The sequence below is a fragment of the Adlercreutzia faecimuris genome (genome assembly GCF_022669055.1).
In the GTDB taxonomy this organism is placed as follows: Bacteria; Actinomycetota; Coriobacteriia; order Coriobacteriales; family Eggerthellaceae; genus Enterorhabdus; species Enterorhabdus faecimuris.
Genome location: NZ_JAJMLW010000001.1, coordinates 927,016 through 950,809, shown reverse-complemented (window position 1 = coordinate 950,809; position 23,794 = coordinate 927,016). Strand labels below are relative to the sequence as shown.

The 23,794-nt window shown below is 72.3% G+C and carries 18 protein-coding genes; 6 read left to right on the top strand and 12 right to left on the bottom strand.

The window, feature by feature from the left end:
• Positions 1-58: 58 nt before the first annotated feature.
• The 3 genes from glmU to LPT13_RS03335 form a co-directional block, all read right to left on the bottom strand.
• Positions 59-1,426, bottom strand: coding sequence for a bifunctional UDP-N-acetylglucosamine diphosphorylase/glucosamine-1-phosphate N-acetyltransferase GlmU (gene glmU, locus LPT13_RS03345; protein WP_242163502.1), 1,368 nt, complete (start codon positions 1,424-1,426; stop codon positions 59-61).
• Between the two features lie 208 nt (positions 1,427-1,634).
• Entirely contained in the window at positions 1,635-3,965 is a 2,331-nt protein-coding gene (locus LPT13_RS03340; RefSeq protein ID WP_242163500.1) for a heavy metal translocating P-type ATPase, read from the bottom strand.
• A 9-nt stretch (positions 3,966-3,974) separates the two neighbouring features.
• Positions 3,975-4,334, bottom strand: a complete 360-nt coding sequence (locus LPT13_RS03335; protein WP_242163498.1) for a metal-sensing transcriptional repressor — start codon at positions 4,332-4,334, stop codon at positions 3,975-3,977.
• 534 nt (positions 4,335-4,868) lie between these two features.
• On the opposite strand from LPT13_RS03335, the gene LPT13_RS03330 reads away from it, so the two are divergent.
• Complete coding sequence (locus LPT13_RS03330; protein WP_242163496.1) at positions 4,869-5,960, top strand: imm11 family protein; 1,092 nt, start codon at positions 4,869-4,871, stop codon at positions 5,958-5,960.
• Positions 5,961-5,981: 21 nt separating this feature from the next.
• Here the strand turns inward: LPT13_RS03330 and nhaA are convergent, their stop codons facing one another.
• Complete coding sequence (gene nhaA / locus LPT13_RS03325) at positions 5,982-7,682, bottom strand: Na+/H+ antiporter NhaA (protein ID WP_242163494.1); 1,701 nt, start codon at positions 7,680-7,682, stop codon at positions 5,982-5,984.
• A gap of 367 nt (positions 7,683-8,049) precedes the next feature.
• Between nhaA and hpf the strand changes: the two genes are divergently transcribed.
• Both hpf and LPT13_RS03315 read left to right on the top strand, forming a co-directional pair.
• Positions 8,050-8,634: a ribosome hibernation-promoting factor, HPF/YfiA family gene (gene hpf, locus LPT13_RS03320; protein WP_242163492.1), complete on the top strand. Its 585-nt coding sequence runs from the start codon at positions 8,050-8,052 to the stop codon at positions 8,632-8,634.
• Between the two features lie 2 nt (positions 8,635-8,636).
• Positions 8,637-8,855 (top strand): acyl carrier protein, encoded by a 219-nt coding sequence (locus tag LPT13_RS03315; RefSeq protein WP_242163490.1) that lies wholly within the window; start codon positions 8,637-8,639, stop codon positions 8,853-8,855.
• A gap of 70 nt (positions 8,856-8,925) precedes the next feature.
• Here the strand turns inward: LPT13_RS03315 and LPT13_RS03310 are convergent, their stop codons facing one another.
• Genes LPT13_RS03310 through LPT13_RS03300 form a run of 3 tightly spaced genes read right to left on the bottom strand, consistent with a single transcriptional unit; the run spans position 8,926 to position 13,795 of the window.
• Positions 8,926-10,833, bottom strand: coding sequence for a bifunctional folylpolyglutamate synthase/dihydrofolate synthase (locus tag LPT13_RS03310; protein WP_430622552.1), 1,908 nt, complete (start codon positions 10,831-10,833; stop codon positions 8,926-8,928).
• Between the two features lie 4 nt (positions 10,834-10,837).
• Positions 10,838-12,595 carry an NADPH-dependent glutamate synthase gene (gene gltA, locus LPT13_RS03305; RefSeq protein ID WP_242163488.1) on the bottom strand — a complete coding sequence of 586 codons (1,758 nt, stop codon included), beginning with the start codon at positions 12,593-12,595 and terminating at the stop codon, positions 10,838-10,840.
• A 3-nt stretch (positions 12,596-12,598) separates the two neighbouring features.
• On the bottom strand, positions 12,599-13,795 hold the full coding sequence (locus LPT13_RS03300) for a sulfide/dihydroorotate dehydrogenase-like FAD/NAD-binding protein (RefSeq protein WP_242163486.1): 1,197 nt from the start codon (positions 13,793-13,795) through the stop codon (positions 12,599-12,601).
• A gap of 304 nt (positions 13,796-14,099) precedes the next feature.
• On the opposite strand from LPT13_RS03300, the gene LPT13_RS03295 reads away from it, so the two are divergent.
• The gene (locus LPT13_RS03295; RefSeq protein ID WP_242163484.1) at positions 14,100-15,023 is read left to right on the top strand and encodes a CorA family divalent cation transporter; all 924 of its coding nucleotides are present in this window, start codon (positions 14,100-14,102) and stop codon (positions 15,021-15,023) included.
• A gap of 61 nt (positions 15,024-15,084) precedes the next feature.
• On the opposite strand, the gene LPT13_RS03290 is transcribed toward LPT13_RS03295, so the two are convergent.
• The 5 genes from LPT13_RS03290 to eno form a co-directional block, all read right to left on the bottom strand.
• Entirely contained in the window at positions 15,085-15,675 is a 591-nt protein-coding gene (locus tag LPT13_RS03290; protein WP_242163482.1) for a uracil-DNA glycosylase, read from the bottom strand.
• A gap of 105 nt (positions 15,676-15,780) precedes the next feature.
• Positions 15,781-17,232, bottom strand: coding sequence for an alanine racemase (gene alr / locus LPT13_RS03285; protein ID WP_242163480.1), 1,452 nt, complete (start codon positions 17,230-17,232; stop codon positions 15,781-15,783).
• A gap of 141 nt (positions 17,233-17,373) precedes the next feature.
• Positions 17,374-17,877 (bottom strand): MogA/MoaB family molybdenum cofactor biosynthesis protein, encoded by a 504-nt coding sequence (locus LPT13_RS03280; protein ID WP_242163478.1) that lies wholly within the window; start codon positions 17,875-17,877, stop codon positions 17,374-17,376.
• 27 nt (positions 17,878-17,904) lie between these two features.
• A complete protein-coding gene (locus LPT13_RS03275) occupies positions 17,905-19,161 on the bottom strand; it encodes a molybdopterin molybdotransferase MoeA (RefSeq protein ID WP_242163475.1) in 1,257 nt (418 codons plus the stop codon).
• Between the two features lie 188 nt (positions 19,162-19,349).
• The gene (gene eno, locus LPT13_RS03270) at positions 19,350-20,642 is read right to left on the bottom strand and encodes a phosphopyruvate hydratase (RefSeq protein ID WP_242163473.1); all 1,293 of its coding nucleotides are present in this window, start codon (positions 20,640-20,642) and stop codon (positions 19,350-19,352) included.
• 545 nt (positions 20,643-21,187) lie between these two features.
• Here eno and LPT13_RS03265 point away from each other — a divergent pair.
• Together LPT13_RS03265 and LPT13_RS03260 are read left to right on the top strand one after the other, a co-directional pair.
• Positions 21,188-23,089: an ASKHA domain-containing protein gene (locus LPT13_RS03265; RefSeq protein ID WP_242163471.1), complete on the top strand. Its 1,902-nt coding sequence runs from the start codon at positions 21,188-21,190 to the stop codon at positions 23,087-23,089.
• Between the two features lie 96 nt (positions 23,090-23,185).
• Positions 23,186-23,716 carry a DUF2284 domain-containing protein gene (locus LPT13_RS03260; protein ID WP_242163468.1) on the top strand — a complete coding sequence of 177 codons (531 nt, stop codon included), beginning with the start codon at positions 23,186-23,188 and terminating at the stop codon, positions 23,714-23,716.
• The last annotated feature ends 78 nt before the right edge of the window (positions 23,717-23,794 follow it).

Here is a 23,794-nt window from a genome sequence, read left to right as displayed (position 1 = left end):
AGGGTAGGCCAGCCCCGCCGCGCGCGGGTTCTTCCGTTAGCTGGCTATTGTAGCGCAGCTACCCCCTCTTGGCGTGATCAGACGCCCAGCCGGGCTTCTCCACCTGGCGGGCGCGGCCCAGGCCGAGCGCGCCGGCGGACACGTCCTCGGTGATGACCGAGCCGGCGCCGATGATGGCGCCCTCGCCGATGGTGACGGGCGCCACCAGCATGGTGCTCGAGCCGACGAACACGTCGTCGCCGATGACGGTCGGGTGCTTCTTGGCGCCGTCGTAGTTGCAGGTGATGGTGCCGGCGCCCAGGTTCACGCCCTCGCCGATGGTGGCGTCGCCGACGTAGGACAGGTGCGGCACCTTCGAGCCGCGGCCCACCGTCGACTTCTTGATCTCCACGTGGGTGCCGGCCTTGGCGCCCTCGCACAGGTGCGCGCCGGGGCGCAGGTAGGCGCGCGGCCCGCAGGTGGCGCCGTCCTCGATGAGGGCCTCCACGGCGACGGTCTCGTCGACGACGCAGCCGCGGCCGACGCGGGTGTCGGTGAGGCGGGTGTTGGGGCCGATGAGGGAGTCCTCGCCGATGGCCGTGGCGCCCATGAGCATGACGCCGGGCAGGATCTCCACGTCGCGCTCGATGGCGACGTCGGGGCCGATCCACACGGTGCCGGGGTCGGTCATGGTGACGCCGGCGGCCATGTGCGCGGCGTTGACGCGGCGCTGCATGGCCTTGGTCGCCTCGGCCAGCTGGACGCGCGAGTTGACGCCAAGGCACTCGGTCGCGTCGTCCGCGCGCAGGGCCACGACGGGGCGGCCGGCCGCGCGGCTGATGGCGATGACGTCGGTCAGGTAGAACTCGCCCTGGGCGTTGTCGCTGCCCACCTGGGCCAGCGCGTCGAACAGGGCGCGCGCGTCGAAGCAGTAGAAGCCGGAGTTGCACTCGGTGAGGGCCGCCTCCTCGGCCGTGGCGTCCTTCTGTTCGACGATGCGCTCGACCTGGCCCGCGGCGTCGCGGACGATGCGCCCGTAGCCGAAGGGGTCGGCCATGTCCATGGTGAGCACCGCCACGGCGGCCCCGGCCTCCTCGCGGGCGCGGCAGAGCGCGGCGATGGTGTCGGCCGTGATGAGCGGGCAGTCGCCCGAGAGCACCGCCACCGATCCGTCGAAGCCGGCGAGCGCGTCGGCGCACGCGAGCACCGCGTCGGCCGTGCCGCGCTGCTCGCGCTGCACCACCACGTCGGTGTCGGCCACGAGCGGCTCCACCACGTCGCGGCCGTGGCCCACCACGGTGACCACGCGCCCGGCGCCGGCGTCGCGGGCGGCCTGGACCACCCAGCGGACGAGCGGGCGGCCGAGCACCTCGTGGGCGACCTTGGGCTTCTTTGACTTCATGCGCGTCCCCGCGCCGGCGGCGAGGATGATGGCGGCAGTATCCATGGGACCTTCTCTCGTGTCGCGCCTGGGGGCGCCCTGGCAGTGCCGGGCCCGCGCGGGGCCCGCCGCGACGGGCGGCCCCCACCGGCCGCGTCGCGAACCTAGGGAGTATAGCGCAAGGCTGTGGAGGCCCCGTGCGCCCGTCGGCCGGGGGCGCGGGGGCGTGCCCACGCCCCCCCGGCGGCCGCGCTACGCCCCCCCGGCGGCCGCGCTACCTGAAGCGCTTGAGGAGCAGCGAGTTGCAAACCACCGACACGCTCGAGAAGGCCATGGCGGCGCCGGCCAGCGCCGGGGCCAGGATGCCCACGGCGGCCAGCGGGATCATGACGCAGTTGTAGATGAGCGCCCAGAACAGGTTCTGCTTGATCTTGCGCATGGTGGCGCGCGACAGGCGCACGGCGCAGGCCAGATCGCCCAGGCGGTTGCGCATGAGCACCACCGAGCCGGCGTCGAGGGCCACGTCGGTGCCGGACGCCATGGCCACGCCCACGTCGGCCGCGGCGAGCGCCGGCGCGTCGTTGATGCCGTCGCCCACGAAGGCCACCACGCCCGCGGGGCCGGCGGCCTCGCGCACGGCGCGCACGCGGTCGGCCTTCTCGAGCGGCTTGACGCCCCAGGACACGCGGGCCGGGTCGATGCCGACGGCCGCGCCCACGGCGAGCGCCGGGCCCTCGGCGTCGCCGGTCACCATATGCGGCGTGACGCCGTAGCCCTCGCGCAGCTCGGCCAGGGCGGCCGCGGCGCCGGGCTTGGGCTCGTCCTCGAAGGCCAGGCCGCCCGCGTCGGCGCCGTCCACCTCCACGCGGGAGCCGACGAACACGTCGTGGCCCTCCACGACGCCGCGCACGCCGCGGCCCACCACGGCCTCGAAGGCCTCGACGGGCGGCAGGGCGGCGGCGATGGCCCGGGCGGCGTCCTCGGTGCCGGGCTCGGCCGCGGCGGCCGCGGGCCCGAGCGCGCCGGACGCGGCGGCGTAGGCCACCACGGCGCGGGCGAGCGGGTGCTCGCTGCGGGCCTCGAGCGCGGCGGCCAGGCGCAGGGCGCCGGGCGCCACGTCGCAGGCGACCACCCGCGGCGCGCCCTCGGTGATGGTGCCCGTCTTGTCGAAGACGGCGTCGGTGAGCTTGCACACGCGCTCGAGCACCTCGCCGTCCTTGATGAGGATGCCCATCTGGGCGCCCTTGCCCATCCCCACCATGAGCGCCGTGGGCGTGGCCAGCCCCAGCGCACAGGGGCACGCCACCACGATGACGGCGATGGCCGGCAGGAGCGCTCGCTCGAGCAGCGACCCGCCGTCCGCGGGCGGCGCGAGGACGAGCCACGCGCAGAAGGTGACGGCGGCGATGGCGAGGATGGCCGGCACGAACACGGCCGCGATCTTGTCGGCCATCCGCTGCACGGGGGCCTTCGAGCCCTGGGCATCCTCCACGGCGCGCACGATGCGCGCGAGCGTGGAGTCGGCGCCCACGCGCAGCGCGCGCACGGTGAGCGCGCCGGCGGCGTTCACCGTGCCGCCGGTCACGTCGTCGCCGGGCACCTTGAGCGCCGGCAGCGGCTCGCCGGTGAGCATCGACTCGTCCACCTCCGACGCGCCTTCCACCACCACGCCGTCCACGGGCACCTTCTCGCCCGGGCGCACCATCACCACGTCGCCGACGACCACCTGGGCCAGCGGCACCTCGACCTCCGCGCCGCCGCGCACCACCCGCGCCGTGGGCGGCGTCAGGTTCATGAGCGCCTCGATGGCCTGGTTGGTGGCCCCCTTCGCGCGTCCCTCGAGGATCTTCCCCAGAAGGACGAAGGTGATGAGCATGGCGCAGGTCTCGTAGTAGGGCATGCCGTCGTTCACGGGCGGGTGGCCCGCCCAGTCGCCGGTCGCCACGGGCAGAAACGTGATCCACAGCGAGAACGCGAAGGCGATGGTGGTGCCGAGCGCCACGAGCACGTCCATGTTGGCCGAGCCGCTCCTGAGCGACGCCCACGCGCCCCGGTAGAAGCGCGCGCCGCAGCCGAACTGCACGGGGATGGTGAGCGCGAGCAGCACCAGGTTGGCCGCGAACATGGCCTGGGCGTGGGTGGGGTCGGGCGTGATGAGGCCCGCGAGCGCGGAGCCCACCGCCATGTGGGCGCCGGGCAGCATGCCGATGCAGAAGATGACGACGGTGAGCGCGGCGGACGCGGCGAAGACGCGCAGGTCGTGCCTGGCGCGCGCGGCCTCCTTGGCGCGGCGGCCCTCGTCGACGAGCGAGGCGTCGTCGGGGATGACCTCGGCCGTGAAGGAGAGGTCGTCGAAGACGCGCAGCATGTCGTCGACGCTGGCGATAGCCGGGTCGAAGGTGACCGAGCCGGTGTTGTTGGCCAGGTTGACGGCCACGTCGACGACGCCGGGCGTGGCGCGGTAGTGCTTCTCGATGTTGGCCGCGCAGTTCGCGCAGTGCATGCCGTCGATGGCCAGCCGGATGGTGGCCGCGGCGGGCGCGGGGGCGCTGCCGGCGGCGGGCGATGCGGGGGCGGGCGTGGACGCGAGCTTCTCGTTCTCCATGGAGCCCTCCTAGCGGAACCGGCGCATGAGCGCCACGGCCTCGTCGACCACCGCGTCGTCGCCGGCGCGCAGGCCCTCGGCGACGCAGGTGCGCAGGTGCTCCTCCAGCAGCAGCTCCGAGACGCGCCGCACAGCGCTCTCGGCGGCGGCCAGCTGCGTGAGCACGTCGCCGCAGTAGCGGTTGTCCTCGACCATCGCCTTCACGCCGGTCAGCTGCCCGATGGCCCGGTTGAGCCGCCGCTGCACGTCGTCTTGCAGCTCGGCGCTGCGCGGCGTGTGCTTGTAGCGGCACTCGCACCCCGCCGCGCCGCCCGCGGACGCCGCCGAGGACGCGCCCGCAGCCGCGCCCTCCCTCTTCGCCTCATCCATGATTCCTCGCTTCCGGGGGGCATCGATACCCCCATAGGGTATTTTCCCTCGATTGTATACCCTCCCCTGGTATATTCAACACCCAATAGGAAAACGCCGGAAAAATGTTTCACGTGAAACGTTCGTACGCGCAAAGACGCCCCGCGACGCGCCGTGCACCACGCGCGCCACGCGATCTGTACCCACGCCCCCGCAGAAATCCTGCGCAAAATGGCCGAAACTGACGGTTTGACGACGAATCCCCGCGTCTCCGTGAAGCAGCGGAAGACGAAACCCCAGGTCAGCTTCTTTATCCTCATTCAGAGATAGAGCAGAGCTACCAAAATCATGCCCCGACGGGCCTGTTTCTGTCGTCAAACCGTCAGTTTCGGCCATTTTGGCATCAAACGCGGCACCCTCACCCGCCACGCACCCGCCCCGCGCACTACGCGTCACGCGCCCTCGCTCCCCACCGCGCTGCCAACGTCCCACGTGCGCTATCATGGCGGCAGGCGCGCCGGCACGGATGCGCGCCGTGGGAGAGCGGAGGGCGTCATGGGACTCGACGCGGCACATGCCATAGGCTCGCTGGCGAAGCTGGCGCTGCGCGCCAAGCGCCAGGCCGACAAGGCCGCGCGATCGGACGCGGAGGCCGACGGCGCCGCGAGCTACGGCAGCTTCTGCGCATGGCTCGACTGGGTGCTGTCCTCAGAGGGCGTCGACCAGGCCGCCGCCTTCTGCTTCAACCTCTACGAGGACGGCGGCGGGCGCTGGTCGCTCGAGCTGGTGGGCACGCGCCGCTTCTCGGCGGCCGGGTCCGACTGGGCCTGCGAGGAGCTGTTCGCCACCCGCCGGCATCCCTTCGCGATAGCCCACGACGGCCCTTGGCAGGAGGTCCTCGCGCTCGCCCGGGACCTCATCGCGCGGTACCTCGAGACCGGCGCGCACCGCGACGTCCTCAAGGCCAAGGCGGCCGTCGCCCTCGGCTTCGTCGACGGCGACCTGGACATCCTCTACCAGCGCGAGCAGTCGGGCGGCGACCAGGCGAAGGCCGCGGCGGCGGACGTCAACGGCGAGCGCTTCACCCGCATCAGGAAGGAGCCCCGGCAGGTCACGCTCTACCAGCTCTGGCCCGACCACGCGTACCGGGCGTTCGAGACGCGGGAGGAGGGCGGCTGGCAGGCCCTCCGCTTCGACGGCGAGCCCGTCGCCGACTGGCTCCCGATAGAGCTGGTTCCGAGCGCGCACCACGCGGAGGAGGGCAAGCCCGTCGGCGACGTCTTCCCCGTCTGGCCGGGCGCCGTCGTCGTGGGCGAGCGGTGCTACCGCCTCATCGGCCCCTACCTGGGCGACAGCGCGCAGGTCCTCCCGGCCGCCTGGGGATCGGAGGCCGCCTACGTCCTCAACGTGACGCGCGTGATCGACTGCCTGGACGAGGAGCGCTCGAAGCTCAAGCGCTTCCCCAGCACCGGCCGGGTCATGCGGATCGAGGAGTACGCGTTCGACAAGGCCCTGGTCGAGGACGAGGTCATCTTCAAGATCCCCGAGGAGGCCCCCGCCCACCCCTACGTCACGGACAAGCTCAAGGCCGTCATCGAGCGAAACGGCATCCGGGGCTTCAAGTTCGTCCCCGTCTGGAAGGGCTAGCGCGCCCGCGCGCCGCCCGCGCTAGCGCCGCTCGTCGCCGGAGAGGCCGGTGACGTCGCAGGCCTCGTCGCGCAGGGCGTCCTCGCGCGCGGCCTCGGCCGCCTCGTGGGGCAGCTCGACCACGATCTCGGCGCTGTGGCTGCCGTCCTGCAGCCGCGCCTTCAGCTCGCGCTCGAGCTCCTCGTCGTGGAGCGTGGCCAGAAGCTCCTCGCCCGCGCGGTCGACCTCGGCGCTCGCGGTCTGCGGGTGCACGTCGTCGCTGTAGGCGGTCACGTAGGCCACGCCCTGGGCGTCGGCGACCTTCGCCTGGCCCAGCAGGAACAGGAAGCCCACCACGCCGGCCACGAGCGACGCCGCCAGGATGCCGAGCTTCGCCTCGGACACCATGATGGCCTCGGGGAACGCCAGGTTGGCCACGAAGATGGCCATGGTGAACCCGACGCCGCCGAGGATGGCCGCGCCCAGCATATGGCGCCAGTTCACGTTCTGAGGCAGGCTCGCTATCCCCAGCTTCACCGTGATGAGGCTGAACAGCATGATGCCGAGCGGCTTGCCCAGCACCAGGCCGAAGAACACGCCCAGGAGCACCGGGCTCGACAGCATGACGCCCAGATCGCCCGAGATGGCCACGTCGGCGTTGGTCAGCGCGAACAGCGGCAGCACGCCGAAGTACACCCACGGGTACAGCTTGTGCTCGAGGCGCGTGGCCGGCGGGATGACCTGGCGCGCCACCTGCGACAGGCTGCTCACCGTCTCCATGTACTCGCCCTGGGCGATGACCGGGGTGTCCGGCTTGTACACCTCGCGCGCCTGCTGCACGCGGTCGCCCGACCACTTGAGGAAGCTGCGCAGGTTGACGCGCGACCCCGACGGGATGGAGAAGGCCAGCAGCACGCCAGCGATGGTGGAGTGCACGCCCGACATGAACACGCAGAACCACAGCACCACGCCGACGGCCAGGTACGGGAACAGCGAGTACACGTGGGTGCGGTTCATCACCATGAGCAGCACGAACACCACGGCCGCGGCCGCCAGCCACAGAAGCGAGGGGCTCTGGCCGTAGAAGATGGCGATGACCAGGATGGCGATGATGTCGTCGGCCACGGCCAGCGTCGACAGGAACACGCGCACGCCGTTGGGCACGCGGTTGCCCAGAAGCGCCATGATGCCCAGCGCGAAGGCGATGTCGGTGGCCGTCGGGACGCCCCAGCCGTGGGCCGTTTCCGGGTTGCCCGCGTTGAAGATCGAGTAGATGACGATGGGCGCCAGCACACCGCCGACCGCCGCGATGATGGGCAGCGCCGCCTGGCGGATATTCGTCAGCTCGCCGACGGTCATCTCGTACTTGATCTCGAGTCCCACCAGCAGGAAGAACACGGCCATGAAGATGTCGTTGATGACGTGCGCCATCGACATCTCGCCCACGAGCGGGCCGACGCCCGCCACCACGTGCATGTGCCAGAACTCGAGGAACGCCTCGTGGTCGCCGAAGTTGGCCACCAGGAGCGCCACCACGGCCGCCACGAGCATGGCGCCCGCAGCCTTGGTGGAGGAGTGGGTGAAGTGGAGGAGCTTGGTGAAGCGGCGCTGGTGCCCCTGCACCGCGTCGATGAACAGCCCGCCAGACTCGCCGTGCTCGCCGTGCTCGCCCGCAGGCGCGTCCGGCGCGGGGCCCTCCTCCCGGGGAGCCTGCTCGTCCTGGGCCTTATGCGTGCTTTCCATGGGGACACCTCGTATGCCTCGACGCGTGCGAAACCTCGTGTAAGCGCCCTATTATCCTCCAACGGGCCGCCCATGCGGCGCAAAAGCGAACTTCCGTAAAAACCCCGTAACAGCCCCGCGCGCCCTCCCCGCGCCCCCGCGGCGCGTCATGGAAACGTTTTCTTCCGCCCTCATTTTGGCTCGCCCTCCCCCCGGTTTTGCGCTATGCTTGACCCACAGCCTGACGAAGGAGGCCGCCGCAGACGGATCGACCTTGAGGACAGAGACGTGCCCCATGACGCGCGTTCCCCGAGACGACGATACGGCACGCGGAAACGCCTTCTCATCAGCTGTTTTTTTATTCGCTTCGAGCAAAGAGGTGAACGTTATGAGCATTACCGTCACCGGCCGCAAGATGCCCATCACCGACGCGCTGCGCCAGTACGCCGAGGAAAAGGTCGGCAATTCCCTGAAGGCCATCGACGCCGACCCCATCTCCTGCGAGGTCGTGCTGATGAAGGAGAAGAACCCGGCGAACCCCCTGCCGGCCATCTGCGAGGTGACCGTCCGCATCAAGGGCCACATCGTCCGCGTGGAGGAGAACGAGGAGGACATGTACGCAGCCATCGACGTGGCCGCCGCCAAGATCGCGCGCCAGATCCGCAAGTACAAGACCCGCATCATCGACAAGAAGGTGCGCGCCACCGAGAAGATCGTCGACTACGCCCACGAGGACGCCAAGCCCGAGAGCGAGCTCGACCTGGACAAGCTGATGGACGAGCTGGCCGGCGACGAGGTCGTCCGCCGCAAGGAGACCGAGTTCACGCCCATGACCGAGGACGAGGCGCTCGTCCAGATCGACCTGCTCGGCCACGACTTCTTCGTCTACACTGACCGTGACACGAACTTGGTCAACGTGCTGTACCGCCGCGACGACGGCGGCTACGGCCTGCTGAAGCAGAAGGAGAACTAGGCATGGCCACCATCGACACCGTCCGCGGCATCCTGCAGCGCAACCTCGACATCGACCCGGCCGCGGTCACCGAGGAGTCCACCTTCGAGTCGCTGGGCATCGACTCGCTCGACATGGTCGAGCTGATCTGCGACCTCGAGGACGAGCTGGACATCGACTTCGGCGAGCCCGAGGGCCTCACGACCACCGCCGACCTGGTGGCCTACATCGACTCGCTGTAGCAGCGAGAAGCGAGCGGCAAAAAAAGACGCGCCCCCCGGGCGCGTCTTTTTTTGCGCGCGAGACGCGGCGCTAGAGGGCGCGGCTGAGGTCGGCGATGGCGTAGAGGCTGCCGAAGGCGACGACGATGCCGTCCGCGCCGGCGAGGGCGCGGCCGCGGCGCAGCGCCTCCGCGGCGCCCGGCGCGACCTCGACGAGGGGGCCGCCCTCCCCTGCGGGGCTCTCGCCGGCGTTGGCGGGAGCGCCCGGGGCGACAGCCACGGCGAAGGGGCCGTCGGGAGCAGCCGCGGCGGAAGGGCCGTCGGGAGCAGCCGCGATGAGGTCAGGGGCGTTGGCGGCGATGGCGGCGGCCAGGTCGACGGCGGGCAGGGCGCGGGGGTTGTCGGGAGCGTAGCAGACGAAGGCGTCCGCCAGCGGGGCGACCTCGGCGATCATGGCCGGGTAGTCCTTGTCCGCGAGCACGCCCATGACGAGGACGACTTTTTGATGACCTTCTCGGTCATATTCTTTGGAGGCGGAGGCGGCGCCCGACGAGGCGGCAGGGGCGCCGGTCGCCGGCGTCGAGGCGGCGGGCGACGGGACGGCGGCCGACGGGGCGACGGCAGGCGACGCCTCGTCCGCGTCCGCGCCCGCACAGCCAGCACGCGGGTGAGACGCCGGCGAGAGGGCGGACAGCAGGTCGGCGAGGGAATCCGCGAGGGCGCGGGCGCCCTGGGGGTTGTGGCCGCCGTCGACGATGGTGAGCGGAGTGGCGGCCACCACCTCGAAGCGCCCCGGCCAGCGCGCCGCGGCGATGCCCGCGCGCACGGCCTCGTCCGGGATGCGCCAGCCGCGCTCGCGCAGAAGTCCCACGGCCTCGATGGCCAGCGCCGCGTTCGCCGGCTGGTAGCTCCCCAGAAGCGCCGTCTCGTACCGCGCGCCCTTATACGCGAAATGGCGCACAAATGTTTCACGTGAAACATTCTGAAGTTGGCTCGAAGATGCCGACGTGACTTCCGCGCCTTCGACATGCTCGCAAGGCTCGTGCGACGGAAGAGGCGAGGCAGCCGATGCGGGCGGGACGGGCGGGACGGACGGGACGGCCGAGGGCAACTCCAGGGGGCTGACCTGGAGCTGCGTGAAGTCAGGTTCAACTAACTTGCAGCCGGCAGCGGCGCAGGCGCGACGCACCACCTCGTCGGCCTCGGGGTCTTGGGGCCAGCTGGCGACGGGGGCGCCGGGCTTGATGATGCCGCACTTCTCCCCCGCCACGGCGGCCAGGGTGTCGCCGAGCAGCGCCGTGTGGTCGAGCCCGATGCGGGCGATGACGCAGGTCTCGGGCGCATCGATGACGTTGGTCGAGTCGAGGCGGCCGCCCAGGCCCACCTCCATCACGACGATGTCGCAGCGCGCGGCGCGGAAGTGGACGAGCGCCACGGCGCACATCAGCTCGAACTCGGTGGGATGGTCGCCCGTCTCGTGCTCGAGGGCCTCGGCCTGCTCGCGGACGAGCAGGGTGGCGCGCGTGAGGTCGTCACGGGGGATGTCGGCGCCATCGACGCGGATGCGCTCCTCGAAGCGCAGGATGAAGGGGCTCGTGAACAGGCCCGTGCGAAGGCCCGCAGCCTGCAGGACGGAGGCCAGGTAGGCGCAGGTCGAGCCCTTGCCGTTGGTGCCGGCCACATGGACGAAGCGCAGCGCGTCCTGCGGGCGGCCCAGCCGCTCGAGCAGCGCGCGGATGCGGTCGAGCCCCAGGCGCGAGGCCTGCCAGCGCGGCGTGTTGATGTACGCCACCGGGTCGAACGCGCCCGCATCGGGGGCACTCGCCGCACCCGCACTCATCGCGTCGGTGCCCGCGTCCGTCATGTCCGCGACAACGCCACCCGACGCGTCCACGCCGGCGGCGCCCGCCACGGCGCCCGTCACGCTCGCAGCACCCGTCACGCCCGCAGCGCCCCGCGCCTCCGCGCGGGCGGCGCGCCCCTCTTCCCGCTCGGCCACGCGCCTACCCCTTCGCGCCCTCGATGAGGGCGGCTGCGGCGGCGCGGGCGGCCACGTCCGGCGCGATGCCGGCGGCCACCAGCGCCGCGGCCAGCGCGGCCTCCTCGTCGACGGCGGCGCGCTCCTCGGCCGGCACGCCGGACGGCGCGGCCTCCTCGGCGGCCTCGGCCTCGACGACAGCCTCCTCCGCGACGAGCTCCAAGCCCGCGACCTCGGCCTCGGCCAGCCCCGCGGCCGGCCCCTCGGGGTTCAGGTACGCCGCGATGCCCGCGGCCGCCCGCTTGCCGGCGCCCATGGCCAGGATGACCGTGGCCGCGCCCGACACCGCGTCGCCGCCGGCGAAGACGCCCGGCACCGAGGTGGCGCACGTCTCTTCGTCCACCACGATGAGGTTGCGCGGCGTCGTGTCGAGCCCCGGAGTGGTCTGCGCGATGAGCGGGTTGGTCTTGTTCCCGATGGATATCACGAACATGTCGCAGCTGATGACGTGGTTCGACCCGGCCACCTCGTGCGGGCGGCGCCGGCCGCTGTCGTCGGGCTCGCCCAGCTCCATGTCGACCACCTCGACGCCGGTGAGCCAGCCCGCGTCGTCGCCGATCAGGCGCACCGGGTTGGTGAGCGTGGCGAAGCGGATGCCCTCCTCCTCGGCATGGCGGATCTCCTCGCGGCGCGCGGGCATCTCCTCGCGGCTGCGGCGGTAGACCACCGTCACGTCGGCGCCCAGGCGCCGGGCGGTGCGCGCGGCGTCCATGGCGACGTTGCCGCCGCCGACCACCACGCAGCGCTGGCCGGCGAAGACGGGCGTCTCGTATTCCGGGTACTCGTAGGCGCGCATGAGGTTCACGCGCGTGAGCAGCTCGTTGGCCACGCACACGCCGTTGAGCCCCTCGCCCTCGATGCCCAGGTAGCTGGGCAGCCCCGCGCCCGTGGCGACGAACACGGCGTCGAAGCCGCGCTCGCCCATGAGCTCGTCGATGTCGAAGAGCTTGCCGACCACGGCGTTGACCTCGAAGGTCACGCCGAGCTCCTCGATGGCGGCCACCTCGCGCGCCACGAGCGACTTGGGCAGGCGGAACTCGGGGATGCCGTAGGTGAGCACGCCGCCGACGGCGTGGAGCGCCTCGAACACGGTGACCGACGCGCCGGCCTTGGCCAGCTCGCCGGCGCAGGTGAGCGACGCGGGGCCCGAGCCCACCACCGCCACGCGGAAGGCGGACAGGTCGGTTCCCGGCGGGATGACGGGCACGGCCTTGCCGCCGAGCGGGGTGATCTCCTCGGCGTCGGCCGCCGCCCCCGCCGCGTCGGCGCGGGCCGCCAGGTGCGCGGCGCGGCGCTCGGCGAGCGCGCGGGCGGCCTCGTCGGGGTGCTCCTCGGCCCAGTCGGCGATGAAGCGCTCCAAGCGCCCGATGCCGACGGCCTCGCCCTTGCGGCCGCGCATGCACACGCCCTCGCACTGGGATTCCTGGGGGCACACGCGCCCGCAGATGGCGGGCAGCGCGTTGGCGTCCTTCACGGCGGCGTAGGCGGCCGGGAAGTCGCGCCGCGCGATGTGCCCGACGAACTCGCGCACGGGCACGCCCACCGGGCAGCCCGCCACGCAGGGGCGCGAGTTGCACTGGATGCAGCGGCGCGCCTCGTTCACGGCGCGCTCGGCGTTGTAGCCGAGCGACACCTCCGCGAAGGTGTGGGCGCGCTCGGCCGGGTCAAGCACGGGCATCGGGGTCTTGTACCCCTGGCGGTTGTAGTTGACCATCTTCGCCATCGGCTACTCCCCCCTCCCCTCGTCGGCGCGCGCGAGACGGGCGGCGCGCCCGGCGCCCGCAGCGCCCCCGGCACCCGCGGCGCGGGCGGCGCTGGCATCGTCGGCGTCGGCGGCGGACTGCCCCGCCCCGGCGCGCTCGGCGCGCTCGGCGGCGGCCGCCGCGGCCTCGCGCGCGGCCTTGGCCTCCAGCGCGGCGCGCACCTTCTTCGCCTTCTCGGGCTCCATGGCGGCCAGCTGCGCCTCGGTGGCGGCGTCGAGCGTGATGCGGCCGCGCGCGGCGCGCCGCGCGCGGCCGCCGTCGCCCGCAGCCCCACAGGCCCCGCCGTCGGCCGCCCGCAGCCCCGCGGCAACGTCGCAGTCGCGCGCCTCGGACGCCAGGCGCTTGGCCATGGCCTCGCGCGCCGAGCCCTCGTAGCCGCGGTACATCACGCCGCGGCGCATGGCGTCGTCGTAGTCCACCAGATGCCCGTCGAAGTCGGGCCCGTCCACGCAGGCGTGCAGGTACTCGCCGCCCACCTTCACGCGGCAGCCGCCGCACATGCCGGTGCCGTCGATCATGAGCGGGTTGAGCGACACGAGCGTGCGGATGCCGTGGGGCTCGGTGGTCTTGGCCACGAACTTCATCATGATGACCGGCCCCACGGCCAGCACCAGGTCGTAGCCGGCGCCCTCGTCGATCCAGCGCTGCAGAGGCTCGGTGACCACGCCCTTGTTGCCGTTGGAGCCGTCGTCGGTCATGACGATGGAGCGGCTGGCCACGGCCTCGATCTCGTCTTCCATGATGATGAGGTCGGCCGTGCGGAAGCCGGTGATGACGTCCACCTCGCAGCCGTGGTCGCGCAGCCACTTGGCCTGGGGGTACGCGATGGCGGTGCCCAGGCCGCCGCCCACGACGCAGGCGCGGCGGGCGCCCTCGAGCTCGGTGGGGTTGCCGAGCGGCCCCACGAAGTCCAGCAGCGCGTCCCCGGCCTTGAGCGTGGCCAGGCGCATGGTGGTGGCCCCGACGGCCTGGAACACGATGGTGACGGTGCCGGCCTCGGGGTCGCAGTCGTTCATGGTGAGCGGAATGCGCTCGCCGCGCTCGTCGATGCGCAGCATGATGAACTGGCCGGGCCGTATCTTGCGCGCGATGTCGGGCGCGCGCACCACCATGCGGGTCACCTCGTCGTTCAGCGCCTCGACGCTCTCGATTGGGTACATGCCAGACCCCTTCCCCGCTTGCCTCGGGCAGACCCCCGCAGCCGGCGCGGCGGACGCGGCCGGGGGACGCGGGGCGGCCGGCGCGCCCCCTCGGCATGCCGGCCGCCCCGTCTCACGTTGATCAGGGCGAATTATAGCGAAAGCCCGCTGCGTGCCCCTGCATTTGTAGCGAAAACGAGAAGTCCACGAACTGCCCACAGAACCGGGGCACCCCGGGGCCGCGGCCTATAATCGGGGCGATGGGACGTGGCCGCCGCGCAGGGCGCGAGCGGCGAGGAACGCGGGGAAGCAGGGAGGAGGAGCCATGGCCGTTCGCTACGAGCTGAGGGACAAGATGGCGGAGGTCTCCGCCGACGAGGCGAAGCGCTCCGACGTCCCCGTGGTGGAGGTGATCACCTCCGACGCCTTCCGCACCCTCACCGGCATCGAGCGGGACGGGGTCGAGGCCCTCCGCTCCCTCGAGGCGTCCGAGACCAGCTTCGTGGAGGTCTACCCCGGGTTTTTGGTGGGCTCCTTCGCCGTGCCCGACAAGGCCGACCCCACCGGCGACCCGGCCCTGTTCTCATTCTACCTGGAAGACGAGCACCTCATCTTCATCGAGGACGGCACCGTGGCCGAGGCCATCCTGGCCTCCATCGCCAAGAGCGGCGTCATGCGCACCATGGGCACCGCCCACTGCCTCTACCTGTTCTTCAAGACGCTGCTCGTGGACGACCTGGCCTACCTGGGCCGCCTGGAGGACACCATGGAGGACGCCGAGGAGGCGATGATCGAGCGCGGCGCCGACATCACCACGAGCATGATCATGGCGTACCGGCGCGCGTCGTCGCGGCTGGGCACCTACTACCAGCAGGTGGCCGCCATGGCCGCCATCATCGCCGACGACGAGAACAAGCTGATGGAGCCCGCCGACGCACGGGCCTTCACCCGCGTGTCCAACCTGGCCGACCGGCTGGCCAACCGGGCCGAGATCATCAAGGAGTACGGCATCCAGCTCCACGAGCTGCACCAGACGCGCATCGACCTCAAGCAGAACTCCATCATGCAGACGTTCACCATCGTGACGGTGCTGTTCGCCCCGCTCACGCTGGTCACGGGCTGGTTCGGCATGAACCTGACGGTGCTGCCCGGCGTCGACTGGCCCTGGATGGCCGCCGCGCTCATCGCGCTGGCCGTCGTCACCACCTCCGGCTTCCTCATCTACTTCCGCCGGCGCCACTGGCTGTAGCGCCGGCCACGCGGGACGCGGCGGTGGCGCGGCGGGGCGCCCCGCAGAGCACGCGGCGACGCTAAGCGGTCGGCTGCGCGGCGGCAGGTGGCCGGGTGCCCAGAAGCTCGCCCAAGGTGGCGAAGTCGTTCTCGAGCGCCTCGCGCTTCTTCGAGTCGTAGAGCGCGGCGGCCGGGTGGAAGATGGGGAACACCTTGAAGCGGCCGGCCCGCTGCAGCGTGCCGTGGAGCCGCGTGATGCCCACCTCGGTCTTCAGGATGAACTTGGTGGAGAAGTTGCCCAGCGTGACGATGAACTCCGGGTCGATGGTGCGCGTCTGCTCGCGCAGAAACGGCGTGCACAGCTCGATCTCCTCGGGGCGCGGGTCGCGGTTCCCCGGCGGGCGGCACTTGAGCACGTTGGCGATGAACACGTCGCCGCGCGTGAGCCCGGCGATGGCCAGAAGCTCGTCGAGGTACTTCCCCGCGGCTCCGACGAAGGGCTCGCCCTGCAGGTCCTCGTTCTTGCCGGGCGCCTCGCCCACGATGAGCACGCGCGCCTCGGGGTCGCCGACGCCGAAGACCGTCTGGGTGCGCCCGTCGGCGAGCGGGCAGCGGTGGCACGCGGCCACCTGGGCGCGCAGCTCGTCCAGCGGGATGTGGGGCTTGGACATGGCGGGTTCCTTTCGGTCGGACGGGGCGGGTACGAGGGCGGGCCAGCGGCAGCGGTGCGAGCGCGGCGACGCTCGCAGCGGGCGCGAGCAGAGGGCGCGCGGCCCCTACACGTAGATGCGCGGCATGCGCGAGCAGCCGAAGCCGATGGCCACCTCGTGCGGGATGGTGTCGAGCAGATCGCACATCTCGTCGATGGTGACCACCGCGTCGCCCACGGCGCCCACGATGACCACCTCGTCCCCCACCTGCGGGTCGATGCGCGTGCGCGTGCCGTAGGTGCGCATGTCCACCTCGAACATGCACTGGTCCATGCAGATGTTGCCCACCTGGCGCACGCGCTGCTCGCCCAGCAGGAACTCGACGCGGCCGGAGAGGTTGCGCCGCAGCCCGTCGGCGTACCCGATGGGCAGCGTGCAGATCTTCATCGAGCCGGGGCTGCGGTAGTGCAGCCCGTAGCTGACGCCCTCGCTCATGGGCACGAGCCGCGCGTCGGTGATGCGCGCCTTCACGCTCATGGCCGGCCGGAGCTCGATGAGGGGGAACGTCTCCGGGCACGGGTGGAAGCCGTACAGCCCGATGCCCAGGCGCACCATGTCGAACTGCACGTCGGGGTAGCGGATGGCCGCCGCCGAGTTGGCCGCGTGCACGATGCCCGGGTCGATGCCGGCCCCGCGCAGGGCGTTGATCGCCTCGATGAAGCGCTTGACCTGGATCTGGAAGTCGAGGGTCTCAGCGCAGTCGGCCGTCGCGAAGTGCGTGAACGTGCCCACCAGCTCGAGCGCCCGGTGGAAGCCCACCTGGTGCATGAAGGGCACCACCTCGTCATGGCGCACGCCGATGCGGTTCATGCCCGTGTTCACCTTCAGGTGGAAGGGCGCGCGCAGGCCCATGGCGTCGGCGGCCTCGGCGTACTGGATGGCGAACTCGGCCGAGTAGACGGTCGGCATCACCTTGTAGCCCAGGAGCAGCGGGATGGACGCCGCGGGCGGCTCGGCCAGGATGAGGATGGGCGCGTTGATGAGCGCCTCGCGCAGCTCGATGGCCTCGTTCACCGTGGCGACGCCCAGGTACTCGGCGCCGGAGTTGAGGGCGGTCTTGGCGCACTGCACGGCGCCGTGGCCGTAGGCGTCGGCCTTGACGACGGCCATGAGGCGCGTGCCCGGGGCCAGGCGCTTCTTCACGGCGGAGGCGTTATGGCGGATGGCGTTGAGGTCGATCTCCACCCACGACCAGCGGCGGTCGGCGGGCGGGATGAGGGCGAGCTTGTCGGGGTCGAACCGCGGGGCCTCGCCGGCGCCGGCCTGGGCGAAGCGCAGCACGCCCGTCTTGGCCGTGGGCGCGCCCCACGCGCCGGCCGCGCGACCCAGGTCGGCCGTGGCCTGCGAGAGCGCCTGGGCGTTGGCCGCCCGGGCGTCACGGGCACGCCGCGCGGCGCCGGCCGGATCCGACTGCGCCATGCGCGCCTCGGTCTCGGCCTGGCGCATGGCCTGACTGGCCGAGACGAACCCGGGGTCGCGCCGCCCGAACCCCGTGAAGCCGTTGAGTGGTTCTGTCATGTCCGTATTCGCCTTCGCTCGCCTACCTGATCACCTGCCAGTATAGCGCAACGGGCCCGGGGCGGCCGCGCGCCCCGGGCCCGCCTGCGGGCGGCGGCGCGACAGGCCTACCCGTGGCTCGCCGCGCCCTCGCGTCAGGTGCTACTCGTGGCCGCCGCCGGCCATCATCTTGGCGGCGTGGGGCAGCGCGGCCACGATGCCCTCCCAGTTCTCGGTCGCGGCCTTGGTCGAGCCGGGCAGGTTGATGACGAGCGTGCGCCCGCGCTGCATGCACACCGCGCGCGACAGCATGGCGAACGGCGTGATCTGGAGGCTGTGGTAGCGCATGGCCTCGGCGATGCCGGGCACGTCGCGCTCGCACACGTCGCGGGTGGCCTCGGGGGTCACGTCGCGCAGCGACAGCCCGCTGCCGCCACAGGTGAGCACGATGTCCACCTCCGGCCGGTCGGCGGCCTCGACGATGGCGGCGCCGATGTCGGCGCGCTCGTCCTTGACGACGACGTGCGAGGCGCACGTCCAGCCCGCCTCGGCGATGAGCCGCTCGAGGGCGGCGCCGGCGGCGTCCTCCCTCATCGTGCGCGTGTCCGAGCAGGTGACGATGGCGAAGGTGAGCGCCGGCGCAGAGTGATCATGATCGTGGGACATAGGGTTCCTTTCGCTTGCTTTCCCCGCCTACAGCGGCACTTCCTCCGACACGTCGAGGAGGATGCACTCCACCTCGTCGCCCGGCTCGAGCATCTGCGGGCCCTCGGGGATGGAGGCCAGGCAGTTCGACTTCTGGATGGGGCCGAACAGCCCCGAGCTCTGGTTCTTGGCGGGCGTCACCTCGAAGGCGCCGTCGGCCGCGCGCGTGAGCGTCGAGCGGCTGAACAGGCGCCGCACGTCCTTCTTGCGCACCGGCGCGGTCAGGCGCGCCCGCACCGTGGGCCGATCGACGTGCGCGAAGCCCTGCATCTTGCGCAGCGCCGCGCGGATGATGAGCTCGAAGCCGCAGTAGGCCGCAGCGGGGTTGCCCGGCAACCCGAAGACCGGCGTGCCATTGACCAGGCCGAACGTCTGGGCTTTGCCGGGGCGCATGTTGACCGAGGTCATGAGCAGGTCGCCCAGCTCGTCGACGACCGGCTTGATGAAGTCGAAGTCGCCGTTGGCTGCGCCGCCGGTGGTCACCACGAAGTCATAGGCGCGCGAGGCGGCGTCCACCGCGTCGCGCAGAGCCTCGAAGGTGTCGGCGACGATGGGCAGCACGACGGGCACCGCGCCGGCCTCCTGGGCGCAGGCGGCCATGGCGTAGCTGTTGGAGTTGCGGATCTGGCCGGGGCCGGGCACCTGATCGGGCGGCACGAGCTCGCTGCCCGTGGCGATGATGGCCACGCGCGGGCGCCGGTAGGCCGGCACCTCGAGCACGCCGCAGCTGGCGAGGAAGCCCACGCCCGCGGCGCCGATGACCTCGCCGCGCTCCACGACCACCTCGCCGGCGCGCGCCTCCTCGCCGGCCGGGCGCACGTTGGAGCCCTCGGCCGTGGGGGCGGCGAAGGCCACGGTGGACCCGGGCTTGCCGTCGCCCTCGACCACGGCGACGATCTCGTACTTCACCACGGAGTCGGCGTCGTCCGGCAGCGGGGCGCCGGTCATGATGCGCACGCACTCGCCCGGCGCGATGGCGCCGGAGAACACATCACCCGCGCCGATCTCGGCGATGACCTTGAGCTGGGTCGGCGCGTCCTCGGTCGCCCCGGCGATCTCGGCGGCGCGCAGGGCGAAGCCGTCCATGGCCGAGTGGGCGAAGGGGGCGATGTCGATGTCGCTGGCCAGGTCGGCGGCAGCCACGCGGCCCACCACCTCCAGCAGGGGAACGACCTCCGAGTCGAGCGGCGCCACCTGCGCGAGCACGAGCGCGCGCGCCTCCTCCAGCGAGATCATGTCGGTCATGGGCCATCCTTTCCGCGAAGGCGCGCCCCGGCCGGGGCCGGCGCCGCGCCATGTTCCTAGAGTTGGGGCCATTATACCCGTTCGAGAATATCCCGCGCCCGGAAAGCCCCGGACGAGGACGCCCGGGATTTCGCCCACGCGCAAAAAAGGGCCGCACCCCTCGGCACGGCCCCCCTTCTCGCGCTGCCCTAGCGCTTGATGTTGTAGAACGCGTCCATGCCCGCGTAGGCGGCCTGGTCGCCCAGCTGCTCCTCGATGCGGATGAGCTGGTTGTACTTGGCCACGCGATCGGATCGGCACGGCGCGCCGGTCTTGATCTGGCCGGTGTTGCAGGCCACGGACAGGTCGGCGATGGTGGTGTCCTCGGTCTCGCCGGAGCGGTGGCTCATGACGCAGGCGTAGCCGGCCTGCTTCGCCATCTCGATGGCCTCGAGCGTCTCGGTGAGGCTGCCGATCTGGTTCACCTTGATGAGGATGGCGTTGGCGCAGCCCAGCGCGATGCCCTTCGACAGGCGCTTGGAGTTGGTGACGAACAGGTCGTCGCCCACCAGCTGCACGCGGTCGCCGATGCGCTCGGTGAGCGCCTTCCAGCCGTCCCAGTCCTCCTCGGCCATGCCGTCCTCGATGGAGACGATGGGGTACTTGTTCACCAGCGCCTCCCAATAGTCCACCATCTCGTCGCTCGTGAGCTCGCGGCCCTCGCCGGCCAGGACGTACTTGCCCTTCTCGGCGTCGTAGAACTCGGTGGACGCCGGATCCATGGCGAACATGATGTCGGTGCCGGGCTTGTAGCCGGCCTTCTCGCAGGCCTCCACGATGTACTTGAACGGCTCCTCGTTGGTGGTGAGGTTGGGCGCGAAGCCGCCCTCGTCGCCCACGCCGCCGCCGAGGCCCGCGTCGTGCAGGACCTTCTTCAGCGTGTGGTAGATCTCGGCGCACCAGCGCAGGCCCTCGGCGAAGGTCTTGGCGCCGACGGGCATGATCATGAACTCCTGGAAGTCGACGTTGTTGTCGGCGTGCACGCCGCCGTTCAGGATGTTCATCATCGGCGTGGGCAGCAGGTGCGCGTTCACGCCGCCGACGTACTTGTACAGCGGCAGGTCGGCGGAGTCGGCGGCGGCGCGGGCCACGGCCAGCGACGCGCCCAGGATGGCGTTGGCGCCGAGCGCGCCCTTGTTGTCGGTGCCGTCCACGGCGATCATCGCGGCGTCGATGGCGCGCTGGTCGTCGGCCTCCTTGCCGAGCAGCGCCTCGGCGATCTCCTCGTTGACGTGGCCCACGGCGTCCTGCGTGCCCTTGCCCAGGTAGCGGTTCTTATCGCAATCGCGCAGCTCGACGGCCTCGAAGGCGCCCGTCGACGCGCCCGACGGAACGGCCGCGCGCCCGTAGGCGCCGTCCTCCAGAACGACCTCGACCTCGACCGTGGGGTTGCCGCGGGAGTCGAGGATCTCGCGCCCGTACACATCGATGATGACGCTCATGTATGCCTCCTAGCAGGTGAAAAAGGTGCTTTACCCATAGCGCTTCCATCATAGCATGGGCCGCGCCGCCGCCACGGCTCTTTCGCGCGTGCGGGCAGCCGCGCCGCCCGGGGTGGCCGCGGCGTGCCGTGGCGCCGACGCGAGGGCCACCACACGCGTGACGCGACGCCGCGCTCCGGCGCCAGCATGAGGGCCATCACCCGCGGCGGCGGCGTCGCGCCGCGGCACGGGAGGGCCGTCGCCCGCGCGCTGTGGCCCGTCCCCACGGGCGCCGTGCAGCGAAAATCGCCGTTCATATCCATTTCGTCGAGTTTTCCGAGGCTCGTCCGCCTTCCAGGGGCGTTTTCGCGCCGTTTTCGCGCAACGGAAAAATCATGACCTGGGCAAACGTCGCCAAGCGGCCCGCGACGCCCCGTCACAGCCTCGGAAAACTCGACGAAATGGATATGAAACCGCCTCCCGCGTGCAAAGGGGCTCCAGGAAGGTGGCCGCGGCGGGGCGGATGGCCTATCATCGGGGGTGCATATATTAGTAAGGGGGATGTGATGAGGAGCGAGGGAGAGGGCCGCGGCAGCGCGGCGGGCGCGCTGACGGCGCGGCACGGGGACGGGCACGCGGAGGCGGTGCCGTTCGCGCCGGGGGACACGCTGCTCGAGGCGCTGCGCGCGGCGGGGATCGTCGTGCTCGCGCCCTGCGGGGGCGCCGGCACGTGCGGCCGCTGCGAGGTGGCGCTGGCCGACGACGCGGCGCCGGGCGGCGCGCGGCGCGTCCTGGCCTGCCAGACGCCGGCCGAGGCCGGGATGGAGGTGCTCGTCGACGACCTGGGCGCCATGAGCGTGGAGGGCGTAGCCGACCCGGCGGCAGGCGGCGCAGGCTCCCCCGGCCCGACCGGGCCCGCGGCGAGCGCGGCGCCGGGCGGGGCGACGACCGCCGAGGGAACGGCGCCAGGTGGTGGGGCGACGATCGCCGAGGGCGCGGCGCGCTCCGAGGCGCCGGCGCCGGCCGGGGACGCCCGCTACGGCGTGGCCGTCGACATCGGCACCACCACCATCGCGCTCTACCTGGTCGACCTCGACGGGCTGCGCGTGCTGGAGACGGCCGGCCTCGTCAACCCCCAGGCTCCCTTCGGCGCTGACGTCATCGCGCGCATCGAGGCCGCCGCGCGGCCCGGCGGGCTCACGGCCCAGCGCGACGCCGTGCGCGCCGCCGTCGCCGAGGCGGCCGCGGGGCTCTGCGCGCGCCGCGGCATCGACCCGGCCCGCGTCGAGCGCGTCGCCTGCGCGGGCAACACCGTCATGGAGTGCCTGGCCGCCGGCATCGACCCGGCGCCCCTCGGCGTGGCGCCCTTCACCCCGCCCACGCTGTTCGGCGCGGAGGCCGACCTCTCCCCCGCCACTCCGGCGCCCGACGCGGACGCGCGCGACACCGGGGCACCTGCGCCCGCGGACGACGCTGGCGCATGCGGCGCCGGGACGCCCCCGCCAGCATGCCCCGCCGGCAGCGGCGCCACGCCGGACGCGGGTGACGCCGGGGCGGCCCCGTCCGCACAGGCCGGCGCGCCGGGCGCCGCGCCGGCGGACGCCCCGCTGCCCGCCCTCGCCCGCGCCTACCTCGCGCCGTCGGTGGCGGCCTACGTCGGCGGCGACATCACGGCCGGCCTCCACGCGGCGGGCATGCGCGGGCGCGACGGCCTGCAGCTGCTCGTGGACATCGGCACCAACGGCGAGATGGCCCTAGGCGACGCGCGCCGCATCGTCTGCTGCGCAACCGCCGCCGGCCCCGCCTTCGAGGGCGCGGGCATCACCTTCGGCATGCCGGCGCTGCCGGGCGCCATCGAGTCGGTCGAGCTCGACGCCGACGCCCTGCGCGTCGGCGTCATCGGCGGCGGCGCGGCGCGGGGCCTGTGCGGCTCGGGCCTGCTCGACGCCGTGGCGTGCCTCATCGACGCCGGCATCATCGACGAGACGGGCTACCTGTTCGACGCCGACGAGGCCGTCGACGAGGGCGTGCCCGCCGGCCTAGCCGCGCGCATCGGCGAGGAGGACGGCCAGGCCGTGTGCTATCTCGACCCGGCGCGCCGCGTGTGGCTGTCCCAGGCCGACGTGCGCCAGACCCAGCTGGCGAAGGCAGCCATCCGCGCCGGCATCGAGGTGCTGATGGGAGAGCTGGGCGTCACGGCGGCCGACGTGGAGGAGCTCGCCCTGGCCGGCGGCTTCGGGTCGCACCTGCGCACGGCCAGCGCCGCGCGCATCGGGCTCATCCCGCCCGAGCTGGCCGGGCGCACCGCGGCTATCGGCAACGCGGCGGGGCGGGGCGCCGTCGCGGCGCTCGCCGACGAGGGGCGCGCCGCGCTCGAGGACGTCGCCGCCCGCTGCGAGTACCTCGAGCTCTCCACCCACCCCGCCTTCAACGACGCCTACATCGAAGCTATGGCCTTCGACGAGTAGGCAGCGCGGGCGCCGGGAGGGCGCCCGCCGACCACCCGCACGCCGCGTCGCCCACCCGCCCGCACGCGGCGCGACGTCCCGAGCAAAGGAGCCGCCATGATCGACCAGTTGCGAGCCATCGCCCTCGAGGCCGGCTTCGAGGCCACGGGCATAGCCGACGCCACCGAGCTGCGCGTGCGCCCGGAGGTGCGCGACATGTGCGCGGCCGACCGCTGCCAGGCCTACGGGCGCAACTGGCGCTGCCCGCCGGCCTGCGGCGACCTGGACGAGTTCGCCGCCCTCATCGCCGCGCGCGGCCGCTGCCTGGTGGTCCAGACCGTCTGGGAGCTCGAGGACGAGTTCGACTTCGAGGGCATGATGGAAGCCGAGGCCTTGCACAAGCGCCGCTTCAGCGCCTTCGCCGAGCGAGCGCGCGCGGTCGCGCCGGACGCGCTCTTGCTGGGCGCGGGCACCTGCACCCTCTGCCCCGCGTGCACCTGCCCCGATGAGCCCTGCCGCCAGCCCGGGCGCGCCCTCACGTCCATGGAGGCCGCCGGCCTGCTCGTCTCCGACGTCTGCGTCGCGGCGGGCACCCCCTACAACCATGGCCGGGGCACCATCGCCTACACCAGCTGCGCCCTCGTCTAGGCGCGCCGCGCGAGGCCCGTCATCGTTTTTCGCCCCGAAAACGCAAATTCGCGCGGTTTTGCACCCGCGAAACTCGCC

Coding starts and splice junctions, on each gene's coding strand:
- glmU (WP_242163502.1), bottom strand. CDS start 1,426: ATGGATACTGCCGCCATCATCCTCGCCGCCGGCGCGGGGACGCGCATG.
- LPT13_RS03340 (WP_242163500.1), bottom strand. CDS start 3,965: ATGGAGAACGAGAAGCTCGCGTCCACGCCCGCCCCCGCATCGCCCGCC.
- LPT13_RS03335 (WP_242163498.1), bottom strand. CDS start 4,334: ATGGATGAGGCGAAGAGGGAGGGCGCGGCTGCGGGCGCGTCCTCGGCG.
- LPT13_RS03330 (WP_242163496.1), top strand. CDS start 4,869: ATGGGACTCGACGCGGCACATGCCATAGGCTCGCTGGCGAAGCTGGCG.
- nhaA (WP_242163494.1), bottom strand. CDS start 7,682: ATGGAAAGCACGCATAAGGCCCAGGACGAGCAGGCTCCCCGGGAGGAG.
- hpf (WP_242163492.1), top strand. CDS start 8,050: ATGAGCATTACCGTCACCGGCCGCAAGATGCCCATCACCGACGCGCTG.
- LPT13_RS03315 (WP_242163490.1), top strand. CDS start 8,637: ATGGCCACCATCGACACCGTCCGCGGCATCCTGCAGCGCAACCTCGAC.
- gltA (WP_242163488.1), bottom strand. CDS start 12,595: ATGGCGAAGATGGTCAACTACAACCGCCAGGGGTACAAGACCCCGATG.
- LPT13_RS03300 (WP_242163486.1), bottom strand. CDS start 13,795: ATGTACCCAATCGAGAGCGTCGAGGCGCTGAACGACGAGGTGACCCGC.
- LPT13_RS03295 (WP_242163484.1), top strand. CDS start 14,100: ATGGCCGTTCGCTACGAGCTGAGGGACAAGATGGCGGAGGTCTCCGCC.
- LPT13_RS03290 (WP_242163482.1), bottom strand. CDS start 15,675: ATGTCCAAGCCCCACATCCCGCTGGACGAGCTGCGCGCCCAGGTGGCC.
- alr (WP_242163480.1), bottom strand. CDS start 17,232: ATGACAGAACCACTCAACGGCTTCACGGGGTTCGGGCGGCGCGACCCC.
- LPT13_RS03280 (WP_242163478.1), bottom strand. CDS start 17,877: ATGTCCCACGATCATGATCACTCTGCGCCGGCGCTCACCTTCGCCATC.
- LPT13_RS03275 (WP_242163475.1), bottom strand. CDS start 19,161: ATGACCGACATGATCTCGCTGGAGGAGGCGCGCGCGCTCGTGCTCGCG.
- eno (WP_242163473.1), bottom strand. CDS start 20,642: ATGAGCGTCATCATCGATGTGTACGGGCGCGAGATCCTCGACTCCCGC.
- LPT13_RS03265 (WP_242163471.1), top strand. CDS start 21,188: ATGAGGAGCGAGGGAGAGGGCCGCGGCAGCGCGGCGGGCGCGCTGACG.
- LPT13_RS03260 (WP_242163468.1), top strand. CDS start 23,186: ATGATCGACCAGTTGCGAGCCATCGCCCTCGAGGCCGGCTTCGAGGCC.